Genomic DNA, 22,409 nt, shown 5'->3' with positions numbered 1-22,409 from the left:
GCAAGACCAAGGCCCCGAAACCCACTAATACAACACCCAGGAATCAACTTCCGCTGAAATCGCAATAAGCCACTTTCGGAACAAAGACTCACAAACCGAATTTCATTTTTCGATCATGAAACTTGCGGTACAGCCATTTCCAACGCAAACGGATTGGGAGAGTGAGCAATGTCAACTTCAACACCTCAGAACAAGACAGATCCTGCCTCCAGCTTTGATCGACCTTAATCACAGATGAACCACCACGGCGCATGCGATTGCCTCCGATATCTCTACGGATTCCCTCCCGCCATTGAAACTGAGAGGCATCAACCGACAAACCGATCCACCGCATCACCCTTCGCAGCGAATATTGAGTACGGCGAGCAAGCATCTCATAACTCACAAACATATAAGGATAATTTTTAAGTAGATCACGGGTTCTAAAAAATTCTCTGGAGTGCTTCGCAGCGGCAGGAAACAAGGCATGACCTTTCTTTCGAGCACTATTGACAAGTCCCAGCGGCCCTCTATGAAGATGGAGAGGCTTCACATCAATACAACATCCATTCCTTTTGGCTTGAAGAAGTCGAGATAGCCGAATCAAAGATTTTGACGAATCAACAATAATCGAGCAGCCACTGACAGAAGCAATTGCCATGAACAAAGCCTGATTATGCAGAGAGAAAGTTTTATCATCGCCGTCCTCCATTAATGCAAGTCCATCCAATGGCACACCAACAGAATCGATAACCTGCCGCTGCACCTCACTCCAAAAGGGGCATTGATCTGGGGCCAGTAGATGACAAGCACACAATTTACTTGTAGTACCAGGACTAATCAACATTTTCAATTCTCCTCCGCTAACAACCCGAGAATGCCCTCCAAGCAAGAGAGACAAAAGCGTTGAACCACTGTGCCCACGACTGGTGATGTACACCACAGTGGGCCTTTGAGGAGAGCGAAGATTCGAGGACATCAATTGGAATTTAAAGGCAATTACGGAAAAGAAGGACCAAAGCTTTTGATGACATTGCGAATGCTGAACATCTCTCGCATGACCTTTAGGCAAGAGGTAGCAGGAGTAGTTAGCACCAAAGAGAGAGATCGCCGTCCTGCAAGCCATGGCTGAACCGATGCCACCCCCATCAATACAGCAAAAGGCACCAAACTTAAAATTATTGTCTGCAAGCACTTTAAAGTCCTCTCGGATATCCAGGACTGGAAGCCATACCTCCACTTTGATATCTGTGCGGTGCAGGATTTCCCAACACCGAGCTGATCAAGCCTGAACCAGGCCACGCATCTGGAGCAGTTGGTGTTTTAAGGCCTCATCACACATCCTCAGCACGACATGCCTCTGTCGTCGATGACCTGACGTAGGAGCTGCTCAACCTGCCTGAGGTGATGCTCAATGGTGAACCGCTCCTTAATGCGCTGGCGCCCGCCGTCTCCCAAACGTGAGGCCAGATCGGGATCCAACAGCAGCAAGCTCATCGCCTGTGCCATGGCGCTTTCATCCCCTTCATCCACTAGCAACCCTGTCTGGTTCTCCAGCACCACCTCAGGAATGCCCGCATGACGCGTCGCAACGACGGGCAAACCACTGAGTTGAGCCTCCATCACCGCCACGGGACTGCCCTCGCTATCACCATCCGGAGCCACCTTCGAATGCTGTACGAATCCTCGGACCTGCCGCATCAGTTCCGCCACACGAACCTGAGAGCAAACACCCAAAAAACGAACCCTCTCCTGAAGGCCAAGTTCAATCACCAGCGATCGCGCTGAGGCCAAAAGTGGTCCGTCACCCACCATCCAGAGTTGGGGCTTGAAGGCAGCTAGCACTGGATTACGGCAGAGCAAGCCAAATGCTCGAAGGGTTTCAAGAGGTCCTTTCTTGGCTACAAAACGCCCCACCGCCAACAGGACCGGGGGTGCCGTAGCCGGCGCGCTGCCCTGAAACAAGGACGCATTGGCGCCAGAAGGACTGATCAGCAGGCGGTCCGCCGGTGCACCCAGCGCTAACAGGGTGTCGGCCATTGGTCTGGATTTGACGATCACACCGGAGGCCAGGCTCAGCAGACGTCGATAACGCTTCTTAAGAAGCCCCAGTCGATGCTGTGCAGAAGCATCGGATCCACGGAAATGCACCACCAGGGGTATGCCCGACCAGGCGCAGGCCTCCATCACCCGCACCGCTTCAAAGCCAAACTCCACCATCACCACCTCCGGTTGATGGCGACGGATCAGGGCAAAGGCCACACAGGCTGCAGGCAAGCCAGCCAGACGCAGCCAATGCAAACGAGTGAATAATTTGCTCAGGAGAATGGCACTGCTGTAAGCCAACCGCCAAGGCGCATGCAGGGGAAAGTCATCGCCGAAGTAGGCCGTCAAGTCCAATGACAACCCGTTGAGATTGGCGCGAATGAACGTTTCACTTGCCGCACGTGCTGTGGGGGCCAGCACCAGCACCCGCTCACGGCCGTTGCTGCGACCAGCGGGAACATTGCTCATGGCTGCGCAGGCAAAGCCAGCACCGAACGCCAGTGGGACTCCACCACATCCCAGTCGAGCGCCCGCAACGTTGCCCTTGCAGCGACACCGCAACGATGGCGCAGATCCCCATCGAGCATCAGCCGCTGGAGCGCCGCAGCGAAAGCGATCACATCCTCGCTGGGGACCACCAGCCCCTGCTGACCATCACTCACCATCTCCAGCGGACCGGGTGAAGCATCACTCACCACCGAGGGGAGCCCTGCCGCCATCGCCTCAAGAAGTGCATTGGGCATGCCCTCAAACCGCGAAGGAAGCGCAAAGATCGACGCACGGCGCATGAACACCAGCGGATCCGAGCGGAATCCCTCAAAACGGATCACATCCCTGAGCCCCGCATCGGTTGCTAAATCTTCAAGGGTTTGGCGCTCCGGCCCATCACCCACAAGGGTGACGCACCAACCATCGCGGACCGACGGCGGCAGAGATGCGAAGGCACGGATCAGCACATCCAGCCCCTTCTGCGGCACCAGCCGAGCCACCGCCAGCACCTCCCGCTGATGGTCGCTCGGCTGGTTGGAATCCTGCAGACTCAAACCACCAGGAAGGGGATTGGGCAACAGAGCTAAGCATTGCCAAGGCCCCATCGCCTGGAGAGCCTCCAGAACCCCCTCCGTATTGGCCGTCACTACATCGGCACGGCGGTAGTAAACGGAACGCAACCGACTCCAGAGACGATCGAGTTGCTGAAGGCGCGGATCATTGCGTTCAGACACGACGAGATGAATGGGAAGGTCCCAAACCGCAGCCGCGCAAAGGATGTTGGTTTTGGTGAGCAGTGCCAACACACGCTTCGGGCGCTGCTGCTGCAACAGCTCCCGGAGACGTCGGTAACGCAGACCACCGATGCCTTGCATGCACCACGCGAGCACGCGCGTCACCCAAGCATCAGAACCAGGTTGAACCTTGTGTTCACACCAGCGCCACGTGAGCTGAAGGCCGCCTAAAACCACAACCATCATCAAAAACCGCCTGAGCTTGATCAACTGCGCGACGGTGAAGCGACGTCCTCGCGCGATCAGCGAACGGTTCCAGCCATCCTGCAACCAAGGATGAAGGCTGACCTCATCCTCCGGCCCTAGATCCAAAAGCTCCACACCGTCGGGGATCGCGTGCTTAATCGGATGGCCATGGCGTAGCGAGAGCACCCGCACCTTGAACCCCTGTGCCGCGAAATGCTCTGCGGCGAGTAAACCAACTTTCTGGGCACCGCCAGCGCCGATGTGGGGCAGAACAACCCAGAGATCATCCATAGCGCTACCGGCGCAACGCCTCTAGAAAATCACGGCGCAGGCGTTCAGAGGCATAACGCTCCCGCACCGTCGCAGCGCGAGCGCCCAACCGGCTCCGGTACTCCGGATCCATCAGCAACGTTTCGATCGCGTCCACCCAGGCGTCGGTGGTGGCTTGGGGCGGCAAAAGAAGTCCGTTCTCACCATCGCGAATCAGATCTGAAGGCCCAGTGAGGCAGTCGCTGGCAATGCAGGCACAACCGGCCGCCATCGCCTCCAGCAACACATTGGGGAAGCCCTCATAGCGCGATGGCAGCACGAACACCGTGGCCCGCGAATACCAACGAGCCATGCTCCCGCTGACGCCCGGCAAGAGCATCCGCTGCTGCAAGTCAAAGTTGTCACCGAGAGCCTGGCGCAAGTCGGCCTGTTGGTCTCGGCCGTGATAGCGACCAGGTGCGAGTCCAAGCAAGGCCAAATGCAGGCTGGGAAACCGCTGCCCCAGCTGTGCAAACACCGGCATCAAACGATCAAATCCCTTCTGATGCGACTTCGTTCCGGCCGCAAGGATCAAGGGATCATCGGCTGCCAACCAGTCCTCGGGCGACACCACAGGCTCCCGGTCCGGCAGCGGCCAACTGACCGGATTGGGTAGCAACCGCTGGCGCGTTACAGCGCAGTGATCGCGCAGCCAGATACCGGCGGGGACGGTCTGAACCAGATGCAAATCGGCCCAGGGATAGGTGAAGCGCCGCAACCATCGCCACACCAGGGACGGAGGCTTGGACGGCGGGTAGTTGCGTTCCGAGACCACGGTGCGCAACGGCAGTCCGGCACTTGCCAGCAGCAATTTCACCGCAGGCAGGGTGGTCACACCCACCACCACATCACTGCGGTAACGACGCAACAGCTGTCGCAAGGCCAACAGCCGCCAGGGGAAAGCAAACCAGCCCAACCGCTCCAGGGGAGCCGATAGCCGAGGCTCCACCCAGCGTTCCACCCCGTCGGGAACTGGATAGGCATCACGCTGGGGACCGTGCCGCGTGATTACCAACACCTGCAGGCCTTCCTCACGGCACCAGCCGGCCCAGCGAAGCAACACCCGCTCCGCACCACCGAGCTTGAGCGAATCAATGATGAGCACCACCCGCAGCACGGCCATCAGCGCGACCCGAGCGATTGCAGAAAGCTCTCGGCTTTGGCGGCACGTTCCCGACGCAGATCCGAGAAAAACACCAGCTGGACAGGTTCAACCATTTGGTACGTGGACGGACGCGCGCTGGGTTCCGATGCAGGCCAGCGGCATGGCTGAAGCATGGCTAGTACAGCCTCGGCAAAACCTCGATGGTCTTCGTGAGTTTCCCCCAACATCACGTCGAAACGAGCGGCATGAAAGGCATTGCATAGACGGTCCATTTGATCGACCACGGCATCGAAACGCCTGGAATCGTCGGCATGCCAAGCCATCACTGCGGCAATGGTGAGACAGCCCATGACGCTGCGGGGCATGGACATGGCGGTGATGCGATCAATGGCGAAGGGGTCGTAGCGACGGGCGCTAGCCAGCAGATCGCATGAGGCCCGATTCAAAGCAGCGGTGTCCTTCAACGCCATCAAGGCACGAAGACGCGTGAGGTGCACTGAGAACAAAAGCTTGGCCCTGTTCTTCCGTTTGGGCTGGAGGCAGCGATAAGTGTCGGGATCGGACTCAAGCTGCACCAAGATCACCCCCAGCTCTTCCACACCTCGGCGTAACGCCGCGACATCCTTGGCATCAATGGCCCGATCGGTGTACAGCCGCCGGCAGCAGCCGACGTGGTGCATCGGCAAAACCGTGCTGGAGGCCAGTTCATCCAACATCGCCAACTGATCGGTGCAACGGCCCGGTAGAAACCGGCGGCGGAACAACAGTTGGTGCAGGATTTCGGCTTCACCGTCTTCCTTCCAGACCCGTTCCATCAGGCGTCGACCGTCACGATGGTCGCCCTGAGCGAAACGACGCCGGGCCAGATCATTCAGCAATGTGATGTTGAACGGCTCCCACACAAGCCAGCGACGCAGGCAGCGTTCAGCCCTTGCCGGTTGGCCCAGGCGCTCCAGCACGCGCACCAGAGCGAGGCGCAACTGAGCTGAAAGGTGGGGTCGACCCAGCTGAGTGCACAGCGGGAAGTAGCGGGGAGCCTGGGGAGCCAAGGGCTTCTCCGGCATCAAGCCGTGCTGACTGAGGCAGTCGAGCATCGACTGAGTGCGCGTGCGATAGGTATGCCGCTGGGCACGCTCAAGCCGCCGCTCCAGGGACGGCCCCTCTCCTGCCAACGCTCGCTGAATCGCCGCTTCAAACGCGGACACCTCCGGCTCACACAGCAGAGCCACATCCCCCTGATCACACAAGGAGGGGATCGCCGTGGCCACCACCGGGCGACCGGCCGCCAGGTACTCGAAGAATTTCATCGGGTACATGTGACGGGTGTAGTCGTTGATCTGCAGCGGCAACAAAGCCACATCGGAATGGGCGAGATAAGCCGGGAGGCTGGCGTAAGGCCGCGGACCCAGCTGATGAACGTGGGGGAAGCGCTTCCAGGTGCTGACGTCAGTACTGGGATCGGTCTCCCCCACCGGCCCGATGAACAAGTAGGTCCAATGGGGGGTTTGCTCCATCAAGGCCTCGAGCATGTCGAGATCGAGCTTGTAGGCATCGATCGCACCGATGAAGATGAGCACTGGCCCCTTGGTGGCAGGCCAATCCGCTGGTCGGGGCAGGCCAGCATGCAGGGCCTGACCAAAATGGGTCGCATCAGCCACATTGCCAAAACCATGGCTGCCGGCATTCAGAGGCCCGAGCGAGGCCTGCAGTTCCGGTGAGGTGGTGAAGAGCGCGTTCACCAAAGAGCAGAGATCATGCTCCGCCTCCTCCAGAGGCTGCGCAGGCATCCCAGGCTGCGCCTGAATGCGATCCACACAGAGATACACCGCGGCATGAAACCGATTCAGGCTCAAATAAGCGCGAGTTTGCGGATTAAATGTCCAGAGCAACGGGCGACGCAGGTCCAACACCAAATCGGCCACCAACAAGCTGAGATTGAGACTCCAACGGTTGAGAAGTCCGGCCCAGCCTCGGGTTTGCCCTGGCAGCACCAAAGGCGACAGCACCCACACCCCAGGCCTCACCTTGCGCGGCCCACGAAATCCACGACGCAATCTCCTCAGGATTCGGCCTGAATCGGACCGATCAACCCGGGGACCGCGGACCCCCAGGGAATCCACATAAAGAACGCGATGACCCAGCTCTGCAAGCGCACAAGCCACATGCTGCTTGTTGGTCCAGAGCGGGTGGTCCCAGTCCGACGTGGCCAAAAGAACAACGTTGGCCACGACCAACTAAACCGCATCCAACATGGTCATCTCGCGGAAACTTGGAGAGAGCTGCGTAAGAGTTTCAAAGTTTCCTGAAGCAACGACACGACCTTGAGAGATCTCAAAAATACGATCGCACTTTTTCACCGTTGAAAGTCTATGGGCGATTACAACCATTGTGCATCGTCGACCAATTAAGTCGAGCGCCTGCATTACATCATGCTCAGTTTTGTTGTCCAAAGCACTGGTTGCTTCATCCAAAACCATCAGCTTGGCCTTTCGATAAAAGGCGCGCGCCAATGCCAAGCGCTGGCGTTGACCACCAGACAACTTAATTCCATCTTCGCCGCACATTGTGTACAAGCCATAGGGCATCTGCGCTGCAAATTCAGAAAACTGAGCAGCCTCCAAAGCAGCCCAGACTTCGTTATCAACGATTAATTCAGGGTCCTCGCAAAAAGCAACATTTTCTCTAACGCTTGCATCGAGCAGGCGAATGTTCTGAGGAACAAAAGCACAATTGGCCTGCCATGCAGGCATTTCTTCCTCAGAAACAGGGACCCCATCAAGCAATAAACCACCCGTCGAGGGCGTGTAAAGACCCAGCAAAATATGGGCAATAGTTGTTTTCCCACTGCCGGTACTACCGACAAGGGCAATCCTAGAACCCACAGGAATTGAAAGATTTACATTCTCAAGAATGGGGCGATCACTCCCTTGATAGGAAAAATTCACATTATTGAGCTCTATCAAGCGATTCGGCATGACGCCTTCTGAAGAGGGAACTCCTGGGTCACGAAGAGACAATCGACTGGGTCGCATCCTGAGCAACTCCAAAGCATCTTTCACTTCAGGAAGGCCGCCCCGCAGTTTATTGACATTGCGAAAAACAGTTTGCAAGGGAGATGTAATACGCAAAAGCACCACTAAAACAGTCGCCAACTCTGGAAGCACCTCGCGAAGTCGATCAGCATCACCGGAGGCAATCGCAGGAGCGAGACCGACCACGAACAAAATCGTGATACCAGCAGGCTCTATGACAAATCGCGGAACCGTAGGCAACAAACTCGAAAGTCGATCATTACGCTTAGCCAGAACCCCAGCGCTGGAGAATCGGCTAACAAAATACTCATGCGAAGAATACAACTGCACATCTCTAATCGACCTCATTGATTCCGAGAAAATTAATTTGAGGCGCCTTGAATAACGGATCTTTTGACGCAGAGCGAGCCTCAGGTAAGGAGTAATAATCCGCGAGGAGACCGCATAGGCAACAAACAACAAAACAAAAACCAGCAGGGATGTCGTACCAAGCATCAATCCCACTCCGAGAATCAGTGCAGAGACCGACACAAAACTGGCCGAAATAGCGATCATCGGCGTGATCACTGTTCCCGTTACACGTGAAAGAATTCGGTTGAACCGCTCAGACAACAACGCCTTACGATTTTGCACAAAAAACGCATAACGCTGCAGCATTAAATTCCGATAAACCTTATTCACCAGGTCCGACCATATTTCCGCTGTCAGCAAAGATTCAAGCAAGGCCACCCCGAAGCGAATACCAGAAGCCAACCAGTAGGCCGCAATCAACAAGACCACAATCCAGCCTGCTTGATCCAGCAGGCCTCCACCAAAAAAACGAATACCAGGGATCTGATCACCGAGCTTGGCGCCAGCCAGCAAGCCCACCAAGCGAGCTAACAGACCCACCAATAAAATATCAACCAATCCCTGCAACAGCGACGCAAGCAGCACAAGGGCTAAAAACCTCCGCCTTTCCGGCGCTAGCTCACGGAGCAGAAATCGCAGCTCCTTCCAGGTTTGACTCTGTATGGATCGCTGTAGAGCCTTAATCATTCAGCGATAACGACTGCGAGCCATACCCACTTAGAAATAATCGCAAACGCCCTCATTTCAGCAGGGGTTTCGGCCAGCCGGGCAACCGATTGACCACTCGCTGGAGTCGATCGAGCAGATGCTGCAGTTTCAACCGCCACGTGGAAGAACTACTGAGAAAAGCCCCCGATACTGCCTCCAACGCATCCAGATGAGCGAACGCATCGCGCCAGCGCTCGAGCAGCGCAGCTTCTGAACACTCGTGAAGCAAGTCCTCCAAATAATCGCTGGAGGGCCGCCAACGCAAAGGGGATGCAACAGCAGCCTGGATCCGCTCAAGATCGAAATCAAGCCGCCCACAACCGATCTGATGCACGGTGTGACCAGGGTCGCCGTAGTCCGCCAGGGCGTGATTCAGACTGCTGAACACAACGCATCCACAGGCCAACGCCTCCAGCGGGGGCAATCCAAAGCCCTCTGTCACGCCGCGCCCGCGCCAGTACTCCGCTGAGTCGTAGAGGTACACGGTGGAACAATTGAAGAGACGCACCAGGTCATCCACCCAGCCCGTCTGCACCTCCACCACAAGACCCGTCTTTCGCAGGGCCGGCACCAGTTGCCTCAGCACATAGGGGCTGCTCTTGCGGGCCTGCACCAGCACATCGATCGGTCGACGCTGGCCGATCGAACGGTCGCCACGGTCGAGCCAGTCCTGGCCCAGGGCATTCGAAACCAGGAGCAGCGGATTGCGGGGAGCTTTGTTGCCCCAATAGCCCAAGGTGTTGCGGCTGACGGCCAACACCGGAACACCTGGCGGCAAGTCAAAGCCGTACTCGCTGCTGTGGGCGTGGTACGCAACCCGACGGCCTTTGAGCAGTTGGATCAAACCGGGCACATCAAAGCCCCAGCTGACCACCCAGAGAACCTTGGGATCTGGGGGCTCTAGGCGAAGGCAGTCTTCCAGGTACGGATGGTCGGGTGAGCGTTCGCGGTAGGTGACGAGTTCCGTCGGGCACAAGTTCGCCACCAGTCGGGCCGTCTGCTGTTCGACACTGAGTCCGCCACACCGGAACCTGGCACTGGTGCCGGGAACCAGAAAGCGGACAAGCGCAGGGGCCAACGACTTAGACAGCGAATCAGGCCGCAACAGCCTCCGTGCTGCCAGCCCGCTGACGGCGGGTGAGGAAACCAAACAGCACCTTGCCAATGGCGGCGACCAGGTTTCCCTCCAGCTCCTTGAACATGTTCATGTTCAGGTGGAAGGCATGATTAGCTTCTTCAACGATGCGATCGGCCATGGCCTGATCGATCGGCAGCGTGTCCATGGCCGAGCGATAGGACGTCTTGAACGCTTTCTCATCGGCGATGTCGTCGAAAACGTAGAAGCGCAGGCCCGCATCACCCTCCATGTTCATTGCCTTCTGGGCAATGTTCTTGAGGATCTGACCACCGGAAAGATCACCGAGGTAACGGGTGTAGTGGTGACCCACCAACAACTCGGGTGACTCCTGGGCCACGGCATGAATGCGCTCCACGTAGGCCGCTGCCGAGGGGGAGGGCTGGATGTCGTCCTTCCAGCTGTCGCCGAAGTAATAGGTGAGGTCTTGCTCGAGTGCCTCACGACGGTTCAGCTGGGTCATGGCAACCGGACCCACCACCGGATGATCGGTCAGCTTGCCGATCTCCTCCTCCATGGCGGAGTAGACGAAATACAGATCAGCCACCAGCTTGCGATAGCTGGCCTTATCAACGACTCCCTTCAGGAAGCAGCTCACGAAGCCGGTGTTCTCCGCCATGGTGTGCGACTTTTTCGTGCCTTCCCGGAGCTGGGCAGCAAGGGCGACAGACATGATTGCGAGAAATGGCCTGACTTCGAACTTAAAAGGAGTTCAAGGCAGGACGGCTTTGTGCGTTGCGAAGGGTTACGCCGCTGGTTCAGACGCAACGGTGCCATCAAAGAGCTCGAACAACTCGCGACAGATCTGCTGGAGCTGCTTCACCTGCTGCTGTTGAGGCAGGTGGGGGCCTTCCGGCAACCATTCACCAACAGTGGCGAGGCGCCAGCGTTCGCCGTCGTAGGTCATGCCCCGTATCAACACCCCCAGGAGGCGCAGCTTGTCGTCACCCCGCTCCGCGCTGATCCGCAACTGCATCAGCAAACTGCGGCATTCCAGGCGTGGACTCCAACCAGGGAAATGAAAGGAGAGGTCGAGTGATTCCGTTTCACTCCACTGTCGGGTCTGTGGGTCGTCCCGCCAGGGGCTGAGGTTGGCCTGAGCAGCCGGAAACTGACGGCGAACAAGGGTGATCGTGGACGCCAGTGCTCGCATCCGGGCCACGCTGTGTACCGACTCGCCCGCGTTCACTGCAACCTCCTGATTCCGCACAGTGTGCAGGGAGAAGCAGGAGGTCGCCGTTACGGTTGCGCGAGGTTCACGAAACCATGACGCAACCGCTGCATATCGGCTTGCTGGGCGCTATGCCGGAGGAGATCGGCTCGGATCTCAGCCACCTCAAGGATCTGAGCTGCAGCGACCACGGCGACCTGAGAATCCACAGGGGATCGTGGAACGACACGGTGCGCCTCAGCCTGGCCTGGAGTGGCTGGGGCAAGGTGAGCGCTGCACGGGCCGCCACGCGCCTGCTCGCGAGTGATCCCAGCATCGATGTGCTGGTGTTCACCGGCGTTGCCGGGGCTGCGGATCCAGCCCTGCGTCAATGGGATGTGGTGTTGGCCGAGGCCGTGGTGCAGCACGACATGGATGCCCGACCCCTGTTCCCACGCTTCACGCTGCCAGCACTGAAGCAGGACCGGCTCCAACCGCAGCCGGCTTGGTTCAAATGGGCCAAGACCGCTCTGCTGGAGGCCCATAGCGCAGGCAATCTGGACGGGTTCGCTCGGCCCAGCAGCGGTCTGATCGCCACAGGAGATCGTTTCATCGGCGATCCAGCGGTGCTGCAATCGCTGCGGGATGCCCTGCCCGACCTTCGGGCCGTTGAGATGGAAGGCGCCGCCGTCGCACAGGTGGCCGAGCAGGAGGGCGTCCCCTGGCTGGTGCTGCGAGTGATTTCCGATGGTGCCGATGAGACGGCGGCCCAGAGCTTTGAAGACTTCGTCAAACGCTACGAACAAAAGGCCTGGCGGCTGATTGAGGCCCTGCTGCAGCGCTGCAACAACACGCCCCCACAGTGCGCATGATGCCCCTGCTGAACCGCGTGCTGCGCTATGGCCTGGTGGGGGGCACGGCCGCAGCTATTCACATCAGCGTGCTGCTGCTTCTGGGCCCGTGGATGAGCCTGAGCCTGGCCAACCCCATTGCCTTCCTGGCCGCCTCCGTGGCGAGCTATTTCGGCCATTCCCTGTTGACGTTCCGGAAAGAGACGGGGGGACGCCAGTTCGCCCGTCGCTGGCTGTTGCTGCAGTACGTGACCAACCTCAGCGTATGCGCCCTCCTACCGCTGCTCCAGGCCCCAACCCTGATGCTGGTTTTCACACCCACGCTGCTGAATGCCGTGATCTGGAGCCGAGCGGCCCGGTTCAGTGCCAAGGCCCACCAGAAGGAATGGACATCAGCGCAACAACTCTGATCCCTGATGCACGGCTCGGACGAAATAGTGCGGCCGCCGTTTGACGTCGATATAGATCCGACCGATGTAATCACCCAACACGCCGATGCCGATCAGTTGAATGCCGCCGAGGAACAAAACTGCCCCCATTAATGAGGCATAACCAGGAACATCCCTGCCAAAGAGAAGTGTGCGAAGCGCGATCACGAAGGCATAGAGAAGACTGAAACTGGAAACCATCAGACCCAGCCCCGTCCAGACCCTGAGAGGCAGAACTGAAAACGAGAAAATTCCGTCGATGGCATAACCAAACAACTTGAGGGGACTCCAGGACGTGGACCCTGCTTCCCGTTTGACCCGTTGGTAGGGCAGTGCGACTGCTCGATAGCCAGTCCACGGCATGAGCCCTTTGAAAAAACGACTGGATTCGCGCATCGACGTGATCGCCTTCACAGCGGCTGCGTCAAGAAGAATCAACTGATCACCAGCCCCTTCCCGGAGCTGAATGGAATCCACCATCTTGTTGAACACCCGGTAGAACCACGAGGCACTCAGCACCTTCAGACGCGACTCCTGATCACGGTCATCCCGCACCGCCGACACCACCTCAGCCCCAGCGCGCCATTCCGCCACCATCGCCTCGATCAACTCAGGCGGATGCTGAAGATCGGAGTCGATCAGCACAGCCGCAGCACAGCGTTCACGCACGTGATCCAGTCCCGCGAGCATGGCGGCCTCCTTGCCGAAGTTGCGGGTGAGTTCCAGCAGGGTCACCGGAACCAACAGGCCCTGACTGCGGCGCTGTGTCAGGAAATCGCGGATCTGTTGAACAGTGGCATCCCTGGAGCCATCGTCGATCAACACCAGATGGTCCACACCAGGGACAACCAGAACCCGCTCGATGAAGCGGGTGATCACAGCTTCTTCGTTGAAGCAGGCCGCCACCACCCACACCTGCTCGCTGGCCATCAATGCGCGGTCTGCACTGTTTGAAACCGTAAGGCTCCCGGCTCAGTCATAGGCTCGGCCTGCTGACGCCCGACCAACCGCCATGGCCCAGTTCGAGAAGCTCACCGCCCCCAGCCAGGGCACACCGATCCGCTTCGAGAACGGTCAGCCCGTGGTGGCCGACAACCCGATCATTCCCTTCATCCGCGGCGATGGCACCGGCGTGGACATCTGGCCTGCGACACAAAAGGTGCTGGATGCGGCCGTGGCCCAGGCCTACGGCGGCAGCAAGAGCATCGAATGGTTCAAGGTGTACGCCGGCGATGAGGCCTGCGACCTTTACGGCACCTACCAGTACCTGCCGGAGGACACCCTCGAGGCGATCCGCGCCTACGGCGTGGCCATCAAGGGCCCCCTAACCACACCAGTGGGCGGCGGCATCCGCTCACTGAATGTGGCCCTGCGCCAGATCTTTGATCTGTATTCCTGCGTGCGGCCCTGCCGCTACTACGAGGGCACCCCAAGCCCCCATAAGCGTCCCCAGGATCTGGACGTGATCGTTTACCGGGAGAACACCGAAGACATCTACATGGGGGTGGAATGGGAAGCCGATGACGCCGTTGGCCAGGAGCTGCGCAAGCACCTCAACGAGGTTGTGATCCCTGCCAACGGCAAACTGGGCAAGCGCCAGATCCCAGAGGGTTCAGGCATCGGCATCAAGCCGGTGAGCAAAGCCGGCAGCCAGCGCCACATCCGCAAGGCCATCCAACACGCCCTGCGTCTTCAGGGCGACAAGCGCCATGTGACCCTGGTGCACAAGGGCAACATCATGAAGTTCACGGAAGGAGCCTTCCGCGACTGGGGCTACGAGCTGGCCACCACCGAATTCCGCGATGTGTGCATCACCGAGCGGGAAAGCTGGATCCTCGGCAACCTCGAGAAGGATCCCAACCTGAGCGTGCAGGCCAACGCCCGCATGATCGAGCCCGGCTACGACAGCCTCACTCCAGAGAAGAAAGCCGACATCGACGCCGAAGTGCAGGCCGTGATCGACGCCATCGGCAACAGCCACGGCGGCGGCAAGTGGAAGGAGATGGTTCTGGTTGACGACCGCATCGCCGACAGCATCTTCCAGCAGATCCAGACCCGTCCCCAGGAGTATTCGATCCTCGCCACGTTGAACCTCAACGGCGATTACATCTCCGACGCCGCCGCCGCGATGGTCGGTGGCCTGGGCATGGCCCCCGGCGCCAACATCGGCGAGAACGCCGCCATCTTCGAAGCCACCCACGGCACCGCCCCGAAACACGCTGGCCTCGACCGGATCAACCCCGGTTCGGTGATCCTCAGCGGCGTGATGATGCTGGAGTTCCTCGGCTGGCAGGAGGCCGCCGACCTGGTGACCAAGGGCCTCAGTGCCGCCATTGCCGACAAGCAGGTCACCTACGACCTGGCCCGACTGATGGAGCCCCAGGTGGATCCGGTGAGCTGCAGCGGTTTCGCCGAAGCGATCATCCAGCGCTTCTGATCACCAGAGCTGCCATTCAGGCCAGACTCAGGCGATGGCCTCTCCCACCCAGCTCCCCGGGCTTCCCGCCGGCGCAGCAGACCCCTGCGTGCACTGCGGCTTCTGCCTGCCCACCTGTGCCAGCTATCGAGTGCTGGCCAGTGAGATGGACTCGCCCCGGGGCCGCATCCATGCGCTGCGGGCGATCGAAGCCGGTGACCTGGAGCTGGATGCCACGGTGGCCAGCCATTTCGACACCTGCCTGGGCTGTTACGCCTGTGTTTCCGCCTGTCCTTCGGGAGTCCGCTACGACCAGCTGATCGAGGCCACCCGGCCCAAACTGAATCAGGCCAACCAGCGCAGCAGTTGGCAAACCAGCTTCCGCAAGCTGCTGCTGCAGGTGCTGCCCTACCCCCAGCGCCTGCGGGCCCTGCTGCAACCCTTGCGGGCCTATGCCGGCACACCGCTGCAACAGCTGGCCCGCCGCTCCGGGCTCACCCGTCTGTTCGGGCCGGAAATCGAAGCGATGGAGCAGCTGCTGCCACCCCTGGTGCCGGAGAGCTTCAGCGACCGACTGCCCCAGATCAATCCTGCCTCCGGCAAACGCCGCGGCCGCGTGGCGCTGTTGCTGGGCTGCGTGCAGCGCTGCTTCGATCCCAGCGTCAGCACCGCAACGGTGAAAGTGCTGCAGGCCAACGGATTTGAGGTGGTCATCCCAGCTGACCAGGGCTGCTGCGGGGCGGTGAGCCATCACCAGGGAGAGCTGGAACTCACGCGCCAATTGGCAACGGATCTGGTTCGGAGCATGAATGCCGTTGAGGGAGATCTGGATGCGGTGCTGGTGGCTGCTTCGGGCTGCGGCCACACGATGAAGGCCTACGGCGAGCTCCTGAACGGCAAGGCGGCCTTCCGCGCTCCGGTGTTGGATGTGCAGGAATTCCTGGCGGACCGCGGCCTTTTGGAGTCGTTCCGCGCCCAACTGCAACCACTTCCCGGCGTCGTGGCCATGCATGACGCCTGCCACATGATCCATGGCCAGGGCATCCAGGCCCAGCCCCGCCAGCTGCTGCGGGCCATCCCCAACGTTCAGCTGCGGGAAGCAACCGAGGCGGGGGTGTGCTGCGGCAGCGCCGGCATCTACAACCTGGTGCAGCCAGAGGAAGCCGCCGAACTGGGCCGAATCAAGGCCGACGACCTCAGCAGCACAGGCGCCGAACTGGTGGCCAGCGCCAACATCGGTTGCACCCTGCAGCTGCGGCGCCATCTAGGCGATCGGGCCCAGGTGCAGCATCCGATGGAACTGCTGGCCGCCTCAGCCGGCCTCCATCCGCTGCCAGGCGTCCCTCAACGTGCCAGCAACGCCGAGATTGCCGGGGAAGGTGAGAATCGGCAGTCCGCTGCAGGGTCCCGCTGACGGACGCACCAACGACAGACCCGGCAGCAGCTGCCCTTCCAGCTGCACCGACTCGAGGGCCAGACCCCGGGCCAGCAGCGTCTGGGTGGTGATGCCACCTTTGCTGAGCAGATAGCCCAGATCAGGAGCCAGGGCTGACGCGAGTCGCACCATCAACTCGGCCAGAGCGCAGGACAAGCGCCGGCCCTCCTGTTCGGAAGCACAACGCAGCTCACCGCGGCTGGTGAACAACACCGGCGTCAGACCTTGATCCAGCAGTGCCCGCAGCTGCTGCAACCAGACGCGCTCCAGATCCGCCAGCAACAGATCGGGTGTCGGCCCCTCCAGCACCCGAGCGATGCGCGGCACCGACAGTTCAACCCCTTGGCAACCCGATTCCTGCAGCAACAGCTCCAGCTGCTGATCCGCCAAGGGCACGTGGGAGCCCACCATCAGAAGGCCCGGCAGAGGCGTTCCATCGTCAGCCAACCGTCGCAACCCCGCTAAGCCCTTGGGATCAAGCGGCGGCGGGCCTGGATCCGCCAGGGCCTTCACCATGCTGGCGGCGGAACGGAACAGAAAGCGTTTCTGCCCTTGTAGGGCGCGCACCGCTGCTGCCAGAGCGGTGAGCTGCTCCTGCCGCTCGGCATCCACCACCACAGAGGCATTGCCCTGGAGCCCACGCAGACGATCGATCAACAGCGGCAGGCCTGCTGCGCAGGCGGCATCAAGCTCCCGGCCACAGATGCGCTGCACGGAAGCCGCGGCAATGGACCCATCACTCTTCTCCTCCAACCAGCGGGCCAGATCACTGCTGGTGAAACCGAACAGCCGATCCTGAGCGAACGGCGTGGTGTGCACCGGTTCCCCGTGGAGGAGATGCACCCCGTTCACGGTGGTGCGGCCCCCTTCCAAGAACGCCGGAACATGGAACGTGGCATCAAAGGGCCCGAAGGACGCCTGCAAAACCTCAGGCTCCAGCACCCCATGGCCGCGCAAGGTCGAATCCCCACGACTCACCAGCAGCACCTGATCACGGGCCAATCCCTCCCGCTGCAGCGCCTGATCCAAGGCCACCGCAATACCGCGGTTGCGTTCCGCGGCATCCGTGGGCATCAGCGCCCGGGTGTCAGCCAGCAGAAACAACAGAGGCGACGCATGACGCAGCCCCCGGCGCAGGGTGTCGACATCCCAGCGCAGCAGCAGCGGGCAACTGTGCACCGTCTGCGAGCCGGTGGGATCGTCGTCAATGACCACAACCTTCATGGCACCATCGTGCCGTGAGCCATTCCCCCGCCAGCCGCAGTGCTCTGATTGATCTGGTGCGCCAGTGGCACCAGAGCGGCACCCCCTGGAGTCCCAGTGGCCTGGGCACACGCCTGGACTGGGGTCCGCCGCTGGATCCCCGCCATGAGGTGCTCTCCTGCCGGCAGCTCAACCAGGTGATCGACCAGGCCGTAGACGATCTGACCATCACGGTGGAAGCCGGCATGCCATTGCAGGCCCTGCAGGATCTGCTGGCGGAGCAGGGGCAATGGCTGCCCATTGACTGGCCCCGAGCCGGCGCTGCCGGAAGCATCGGCGGCCTGGTGGCCCGTGGACTGGCGGGGGGACTGCGGCAGCGTCATCTGGGGGTGCGCGATCAGATCATTGGCATCGGCCTGTTGCGGGCGGATGGCGTCGAAGCCCACGCCGGTGGACGGGTGGTGAAGAACGTGGCGGGCTACGACCTGATGCGGCTGCTCTGCGGCAGCTGGGGCAGCCTGGCGCTGATCACCGAACTCACCCTGCGGCTGCAACCGCTGCGGCCCTCCCGGAGCAGCCTGCTTGTGGAAGGCGACCTGAAGGCCCAAGAGGCCTTTCGCAGCGAACTGCTGCGCTCCAGCCTGACGCCGGAACGCTGTGACTGGATCAACGGCGGCGATGGTGCCTGGCGGCTGCGGCTGGTGGTGAGCAGCGTCTCGGAGCAGGCGGTGAACGATCAGCTGAAGCAGCTCGAGGCGTTGGCGCTGAACCAACAGCTCAGCTCCGAACGCCAGGCTTGTTCCGATGCCCTCACCACACCCTTCGATGCCAGCCCCTCTGCGCAGCTGGTGCGGCTGGTGCTACCGCCGGCCCAGTTGCACCGGTTGTTGCGGGATGAGGCGATGAGGGCCCTCAAACCATGGACCTGGGAGCTGGCCGCAGGAGCCGGCTGCGGTGATGGCTGGTGCGACGCGGCGACAGCGGATCACCAGCTGGAGGCGCTACGCCGCAGCGTGATCCGCCTCGGCGGCGAAATGACGCTGTTGAAACGCGCGGCCGAATCAACCGTGCCGGTCTGGCTTGACCGTCCTTCCCGACCGCTGATCGAAGCGGTGAAACGCCAGTTCGACCCCAAGCAGCAGCTCAGCCGCGGCCGCCTGCCGGGGGTGAATCAGGAGACGCTGTAGCGACAGGCCAGGGTCTGCATTGCACCGGCCTCGAGCACCAGTTTTCGATCACCACTCACCAGGGCCTGGCGCGGACCGGTCCAGGGTTCCAGACAAACCATTGGCCGCGGGGGCTCAGTCCAAACCACGCTGAGATCCAGCGGTGCCTGATGCTGCAGCTGCATCGTCACGCCGGTGGCGTCGTCGATCAAGCTGACAGGACCCGCAGGCCGGCAGAGGAAATCCACCCCTTCGGGCAGCCGCTTGAGCTGATCGGCGGTGGCGGCCTCCGCCATCTCCAGATGGTTGAGGCAGCGCTCCGCCAGACCCGTGAGCCGGGTCTGGGCCAGATCGCTCACGTTGAAGTAGGGGTGCAGACCAAAACTGAACGGCATGGCGGCATCACCGCAGTTGTGCACCGTGGTGGAGATCTCCAAGGCAGAGGCCACCGGGCGCAGCTCCATCTCCAAACGGAAGGGGAAGGGATACGCCTTCAGTGTTTCGTCGTTGCTGGAGAGGCTGAGGCACACACCGCACTGATCCTCGAGCAACTGAAGCTGCCAGGGAAGATCCCGGGCGAAGCCGTGCTGCTTGAGGGGATGGTCGACGCCATCCACCGGCAGCACATCCCCGGGCAGGTTTCCGCAGATCGGAAACAACACCGGAATGCCGCCGCGAATGCTTTTGCTCGGATCGGCGTAACGCTCTTGGTCGAAATACAGGATCTCCCGCCCCCCGCAACACCATCCACTCACCAGACCACCCCGCTCGGGAATGATTCGCAACCGATCACCGCTGCTGGGATGCACAAAGTCCCAGTGGGCGTAGGGGGCCGACTGCTGGGTGAGGGTCATGGGCATCCGCCGATGCGGGGTGGCTCATTCATTCACTTAGCCAGCAGATCCACATTTGTCGGTGCCGCAGCCAACTTGAGGCCCTCCAGCCATTGCAGCAACGCCGCATTCACCTGATCCGGCACCTCATCGTGGGGGCAGTGCCCGGCCTCCAGAACCACCTCGGTGGTGGCTTCAGGAGCATGGCGCTGGAAGGTGGAGCGGCGGCCGGGGGCGTTGATCCAGGGATCACGAATGCCCCAGAGCAGCAACAGGGGCGCCGTCAGTTCCGCGAAAAGCTCATCGAGGGGCTGACCGCGGGGGATATCGAAGACCGTGCGGAACACCCCGAAGGCGCCGGGATCGAGGGAGGGGCGCCGGATCGACTCCACCAGCCAATCGTCGACGTTGGTCTTGTCGACGTACACCTGATTGAGGGTGCGGCGAATCGTGGCGGGTCGGCGCAGGTTCTCGAACAACAACCGCTGCAGCACAGGACTCTTCAGCAGGGCCGTGCCGATGCTCTGGCGGGCGATGGCACCCCAGCCTTGCGGCGGTTTCTGCTCATCACTGAAGGGACCGGCGGCATTGAGCAGCACAACTCCCGCACAGTCCGATCCCAACGCGGCCCCGGCAGCAAGGGCCGCAAAACCACCGAGGGAATTGCCGGCGATCACCGTCGGACGGCCAATCCGCTCGCGCACATAGGCCACCAGTTGATCGCGCCACAGGGCTCCCCCGTAATTGAGACCCGCCGGCTTGGCACTTCTGCCGAAGCCCAGCAGATCAATTGCATGCACGGCGTGGGTCTGGGCCAACACGGGAATGTTGTGGCGCCAGTGATCGGTGGATGCTCCGAACCCATGCACCAACAGAAGCGCCGGGCAATCGGTGTTGTCCTGCTCGGGATGCTGCTGCACCGTGTGCACGGCGTGGCCGAGATGGCTCCAGGTGACGCGATCCACAGCCGGCTGCGAGGGACGCGATGCTAAGCAGCACTGAAGCGGCCTGGATGGTGAGCTACGAGTTGATGGGCGGACCGCTGGCGGACGCATCCGTCTGGCGCGGAGCTTTGCTCTGGGCCATCGCCCTTTACGTGCCGCTGAGCGCACCGCTCAGCACGTTGGAATCCAGCCTGGAAGAAGGTGGTCTTCCCGAAGCGGTGCGTCAACCGGTGCTGGTGATCAGCAGCCTGCTGCTGGCCCTCGTCACGGGCGTTGTCACCCAGCTCGGATTCAGTTGGGTCCTGGGTCCGAGCTGGGCCTCCAGCCTTGGTGTTGTGGCCGTGGGCTGGAGTGTTCTGATCGTCCTCGCCAATGCTGGAAAAGACAACTGATTCAGGAGGCACCCGCCAGAGGATCGGCAGCAAATTCGTCGGGAACCTGATTGCCGTCTTCAGGGGGCTTGTCTTTGAGGACGATGCGCAACAGCACCGGCGCCAGGAAGGTGGTGCCGATCACCATCAGCAGAATCGCCGCCTCAAGGCCAGGGCTGAGCAGCCCTGAAGCGGTGCCCAGGCCCAGGAAAATCAGGCCGACTTCGCCGCGGGGCATCATTCCCAGACCCACCACCAGATTGTTGGTCTTTTCCTTGCTGAAGATGGCCCAGCCTGCAGCCACCTTGCCGATGATCGCCACCACGAACAGGAAGGCGGCCACCACCAGGGCGGAACGGGCCCCCGGATCAGAGGGGTTGATCACTGAGAGGTCCATTCCTGCACCCACCAGCACGAAGAAGACGGTGGCGAACAAGCCAACGATGGGGGTGACCGCCGCCTGAATCTCGTGGCGATGCTTGGAGGTGCTGGCGATCAAACCAGCGGCGAAGGCCCCAAGTGCAGCCTCCAGACCAATGGCAGAAGCGACAAAACAGCTGACGGCCAGCAGCAAATAGGAACCGATCAGCTTGGCGCCGGGAGCCTTGAGCTGATCAATCACCCAGTCGAAAGCAGGGGCAGCCTTTTGGCTCAACAACAAGGCCACCACCACAAACAGAACGGCCGCCACCACCAGCTGAACGATGGGCCCGATCTCAAGGCTGCCGCCGGCCGCCAGGGACACCACGATGGCCAGGATTACGATGCCGAGGATGTCGTCGAGCACGGCGGCGCCGATCACGATCTGGCCTTCTCGGGTGCGCAGATAGCCCAGTTCACCAAAAACGCTGGCGGTGATGCCGATGCTGGTGGCCGTCATCGATGCGCCGGCGAAGATGGCTGGGATCGCATCCACGTGGAAGATCGCCATCAAGCCAAGGGTGCCGAGGGCGAAGGGCAGCACCACGCCGACCACGGCAACGCTGAAGGCCTGGGCCCCCACCGCCATCAGTTCCTCCAGCTCACTTTCAAGACCCGTGAGGAAGAGCAGGGAATAAAGCCCCAGCGTGGCCACCGCCTGCAAGGCGCCGAAGCTCTCGTTGTAGAGGGCTGGAATCTCCTCCACCGGCACATGCGAAAGGCCGGCCACCACCTCGGAGAACGCTCCGGAAAGCTGCACCTGGGTCTCCGGCGGCACCAGAAGGTGAAGGCCCGAAGCACCAATCAGCACGCCAGCAAGGAGTTCTCCAAGAATCGTGGGGAGCTCAAAGCGCACCAGCACCTCAGCGAGGGTGCGGGCCGCCACGAAGATCAGCATGAAGCGAAGAACGCCGATCAGCGTTTCCGCCAATTCGAGGTCATGACTGCTGATTTCGCTCAGCAGAGTGGGCAGCAGCATCAAGCCGGGCATGTCTCACGCTGAACCTTAATGGTGATTCCGCCGCTGAACTGTTCGCTGGATGATCCCAATTGACCGG

The 22,409-nt window shown here is 60.8% G+C and carries 20 protein-coding genes; 6 read left to right on the top strand and 14 right to left on the bottom strand.

Annotation, left to right across the window (positions count from 1 at the left end; genetic code table 11):
• Nucleotides 1–88: 88 nt before the first annotated feature.
• The 9 genes from NCN05_RS03785 to NCN05_RS03745 all read right to left on the bottom strand — a co-directional run bounded on the left by NCN05_RS03785 (nucleotide 89) and on the right by NCN05_RS03745 (nucleotide 11,323).
• Complete coding sequence (locus tag NCN05_RS03785; protein ID WP_250397051.1) at nucleotides 89–1,219, bottom strand: sulfotransferase; 1,131 nt, start codon at nucleotides 1,217–1,219, stop codon at nucleotides 89–91.
• A 104-nt stretch (nucleotides 1,220–1,323) separates the two neighbouring features.
• Nucleotides 1,324–2,493: a glycosyltransferase gene (locus NCN05_RS03780; protein WP_250397050.1), complete on the bottom strand. Its 1,170-nt coding sequence runs from the start codon at nucleotides 2,491–2,493 to the stop codon at nucleotides 1,324–1,326.
• Nucleotides 2,490–3,785: a glycosyltransferase gene (locus NCN05_RS03775; RefSeq protein ID WP_250397049.1), complete on the bottom strand. Its 1,296-nt coding sequence runs from the start codon at nucleotides 3,783–3,785 to the stop codon at nucleotides 2,490–2,492. Before NCN05_RS03775 ends, NCN05_RS03780 begins: the two co-directional genes overlap by 4 nt.
• A 4-nt stretch (nucleotides 3,786–3,789) precedes the next feature.
• On the bottom strand, nucleotides 3,790–4,926 hold the full coding sequence (locus NCN05_RS03770; protein WP_250397048.1) for a glycosyltransferase: 1,137 nt from the start codon (nucleotides 4,924–4,926) through the stop codon (nucleotides 3,790–3,792).
• Nucleotides 4,926–7,136, bottom strand: a complete 2,211-nt coding sequence (locus tag NCN05_RS03765) for a glycosyltransferase (RefSeq protein WP_250397047.1) — start codon at nucleotides 7,134–7,136, stop codon at nucleotides 4,926–4,928. The genes NCN05_RS03770 and NCN05_RS03765 overlap by 1 nt, the downstream gene beginning before the upstream one ends.
• Nucleotides 7,137–7,142: 6 nt before the next feature.
• Nucleotides 7,143–8,978 (bottom strand): ABC transporter ATP-binding protein, encoded by a 1,836-nt coding sequence (locus tag NCN05_RS03760; protein WP_250397046.1) that lies wholly within the window; start codon nucleotides 8,976–8,978, stop codon nucleotides 7,143–7,145.
• A gap of 52 nt (nucleotides 8,979–9,030) precedes the next feature.
• Nucleotides 9,031–10,077, bottom strand: a complete 1,047-nt coding sequence (locus NCN05_RS03755; RefSeq protein ID WP_250397107.1) for a glycosyltransferase family 1 protein — start codon at nucleotides 10,075–10,077, stop codon at nucleotides 9,031–9,033.
• Between the two features lie 16 nt (nucleotides 10,078–10,093).
• Nucleotides 10,094–10,807, bottom strand: coding sequence for a biliverdin-producing heme oxygenase (locus NCN05_RS03750; RefSeq protein WP_250397045.1), 714 nt, complete (start codon nucleotides 10,805–10,807; stop codon nucleotides 10,094–10,096).
• A gap of 72 nt (nucleotides 10,808–10,879) precedes the next feature.
• Entirely contained in the window at nucleotides 10,880–11,323 is a 444-nt protein-coding gene (locus NCN05_RS03745) for a Tery_1686 family protein (RefSeq protein WP_250397044.1), read from the bottom strand.
• 77 nt (nucleotides 11,324–11,400) lie between these two features.
• Here NCN05_RS03745 and NCN05_RS03740 point away from each other — a divergent pair, with 77 nt between their 5' ends.
• Complete coding sequence (locus tag NCN05_RS03740) at nucleotides 11,401–12,156, top strand: 5'-methylthioadenosine/adenosylhomocysteine nucleosidase (RefSeq protein ID WP_250397043.1); 756 nt, start codon at nucleotides 11,401–11,403, stop codon at nucleotides 12,154–12,156.
• Nucleotides 12,156–12,545: a GtrA family protein gene (locus NCN05_RS03735; RefSeq protein ID WP_502988798.1), complete on the top strand. Its 390-nt coding sequence runs from the start codon at nucleotides 12,156–12,158 to the stop codon at nucleotides 12,543–12,545. Before NCN05_RS03740 ends, NCN05_RS03735 begins: the two co-directional genes overlap by 1 nt.
• Here NCN05_RS03735 and NCN05_RS03730 read toward each other — a convergent pair.
• Nucleotides 12,528–13,493 carry a glycosyltransferase family 2 protein gene (locus NCN05_RS03730; RefSeq protein WP_250397042.1) on the bottom strand — a complete coding sequence of 322 codons (966 nt, stop codon included), beginning with the start codon at nucleotides 13,491–13,493 and terminating at the stop codon, nucleotides 12,528–12,530. The two genes, NCN05_RS03735 and NCN05_RS03730, sit on opposite strands and share 18 nt — an antisense overlap.
• 82 nt (nucleotides 13,494–13,575) lie before the next feature.
• On the opposite strand from NCN05_RS03730, the gene NCN05_RS03725 reads away from it, so the two are divergent.
• On the top strand, nucleotides 13,576–15,000 hold the full coding sequence (locus tag NCN05_RS03725) for an NADP-dependent isocitrate dehydrogenase (protein WP_250397041.1): 1,425 nt from the start codon (nucleotides 13,576–13,578) through the stop codon (nucleotides 14,998–15,000).
• A 34-nt stretch (nucleotides 15,001–15,034) separates the two neighbouring features.
• The gene (locus tag NCN05_RS03720) at nucleotides 15,035–16,393 is read left to right on the top strand and encodes a (Fe-S)-binding protein (protein WP_250397040.1); all 1,359 of its coding nucleotides are present in this window, start codon (nucleotides 15,035–15,037) and stop codon (nucleotides 16,391–16,393) included.
• Here the strand turns inward: NCN05_RS03720 and NCN05_RS03715 are convergent.
• Nucleotides 16,292–17,638 carry a four-carbon acid sugar kinase family protein gene (locus NCN05_RS03715; protein ID WP_250397039.1) on the bottom strand — a complete coding sequence of 449 codons (1,347 nt, stop codon included), beginning with the start codon at nucleotides 17,636–17,638 and terminating at the stop codon, nucleotides 16,292–16,294. The genes NCN05_RS03720 and NCN05_RS03715 overlap by 102 nt on opposite strands.
• 14 nt (nucleotides 17,639–17,652) lie before the next feature.
• Here NCN05_RS03715 and NCN05_RS03710 point away from each other — a divergent pair, with 14 nt between their 5' ends.
• Nucleotides 17,653–18,804: an FAD-binding oxidoreductase gene (locus tag NCN05_RS03710; RefSeq protein WP_250397038.1), complete on the top strand. Its 1,152-nt coding sequence runs from the start codon at nucleotides 17,653–17,655 to the stop codon at nucleotides 18,802–18,804.
• Here the strand turns inward: NCN05_RS03710 and NCN05_RS03705 are convergent.
• Together NCN05_RS03705 and NCN05_RS03700 are read right to left on the bottom strand one after the other, a co-directional pair.
• A complete protein-coding gene (locus NCN05_RS03705; RefSeq protein ID WP_250397037.1) occupies nucleotides 18,789–19,643 on the bottom strand; it encodes an aldose epimerase family protein in 855 nt (284 codons plus the stop codon). The two genes, NCN05_RS03710 and NCN05_RS03705, sit on opposite strands and share 16 nt — an antisense overlap.
• A gap of 26 nt (nucleotides 19,644–19,669) precedes the next feature.
• Complete coding sequence (locus NCN05_RS03700; RefSeq protein WP_250397036.1) at nucleotides 19,670–20,581, bottom strand: alpha/beta fold hydrolase; 912 nt, start codon at nucleotides 20,579–20,581, stop codon at nucleotides 19,670–19,672.
• 20 nt (nucleotides 20,582–20,601) lie between these two features.
• Between NCN05_RS03700 and NCN05_RS03695 the strand changes: the two genes are divergently transcribed.
• The gene (locus tag NCN05_RS03695) at nucleotides 20,602–20,952 is read left to right on the top strand and encodes a hypothetical protein (RefSeq protein ID WP_250397035.1); all 351 of its coding nucleotides are present in this window, start codon (nucleotides 20,602–20,604) and stop codon (nucleotides 20,950–20,952) included.
• Between the two features lies 1 nt (nucleotide 20,953).
• Here NCN05_RS03695 and NCN05_RS03690 read toward each other — a convergent pair whose 3' ends face one another.
• Complete coding sequence (locus tag NCN05_RS03690; RefSeq protein WP_250397034.1) at nucleotides 20,954–22,330, bottom strand: cation:proton antiporter; 1,377 nt, start codon at nucleotides 22,328–22,330, stop codon at nucleotides 20,954–20,956.
• Nucleotides 22,331–22,409 lie beyond the last annotated feature (79 nt).

Origin of the sequence: Synechococcus sp. MU1651 (assembly GCF_023630635.1) — a bacterium.
Lineage (GTDB): Bacteria > Cyanobacteriota > Cyanobacteriia > PCC-6307 > Cyanobiaceae > Parasynechococcus.
This window is presented reverse-complemented; position numbering and strand designations above follow the sequence as displayed.

Coding starts and splice junctions, on each gene's coding strand:
- NCN05_RS03725 (WP_250397041.1), top strand. CDS start 13,576: ATGGCCCAGTTCGAGAAGCTCACCGCCCCCAGCCAGGGCACACCGATC.
- NCN05_RS03770 (WP_250397048.1), bottom strand. CDS start 4,926: ATGGCCGTGCTGCGGGTGGTGCTCATCATTGATTCGCTCAAGCTCGGT.
- NCN05_RS03760 (WP_250397046.1), bottom strand. CDS start 8,978: ATGATTAAGGCTCTACAGCGATCCATACAGAGTCAAACCTGGAAGGAG.
- NCN05_RS03730 (WP_250397042.1), bottom strand. CDS start 13,493: ATGGCCAGCGAGCAGGTGTGGGTGGTGGCGGCCTGCTTCAACGAAGAA.
- NCN05_RS03720 (WP_250397040.1), top strand. CDS start 15,035: ATGGCCTCTCCCACCCAGCTCCCCGGGCTTCCCGCCGGCGCAGCAGAC.
- NCN05_RS03740 (WP_250397043.1), top strand. CDS start 11,401: ATGACGCAACCGCTGCATATCGGCTTGCTGGGCGCTATGCCGGAGGAG.
- NCN05_RS03715 (WP_250397039.1), bottom strand. CDS start 17,638: ATGAAGGTTGTGGTCATTGACGACGATCCCACCGGCTCGCAGACGGTG.
- NCN05_RS03750 (WP_250397045.1), bottom strand. CDS start 10,807: ATGTCTGTCGCCCTTGCTGCCCAGCTCCGGGAAGGCACGAAAAAGTCG.
- NCN05_RS03705 (WP_250397037.1), bottom strand. CDS start 19,643: ATGCCCATGACCCTCACCCAGCAGTCGGCCCCCTACGCCCACTGGGAC.
- NCN05_RS03775 (WP_250397049.1), bottom strand. CDS start 3,785: ATGGATGATCTCTGGGTTGTTCTGCCCCACATCGGCGCTGGCGGTGCC.
- NCN05_RS03695 (WP_250397035.1), top strand. CDS start 20,602: ATGCTAAGCAGCACTGAAGCGGCCTGGATGGTGAGCTACGAGTTGATG.
- NCN05_RS03780 (WP_250397050.1), bottom strand. CDS start 2,493: ATGAGCAATGTTCCCGCTGGTCGCAGCAACGGCCGTGAGCGGGTGCTG.
- NCN05_RS03690 (WP_250397034.1), bottom strand. CDS start 22,330: ATGCTGCTGCCCACTCTGCTGAGCGAAATCAGCAGTCATGACCTCGAA.
- NCN05_RS03735 (WP_502988798.1), top strand. CDS start 12,156: ATGCCCCTGCTGAACCGCGTGCTGCGCTATGGCCTGGTGGGGGGCACG.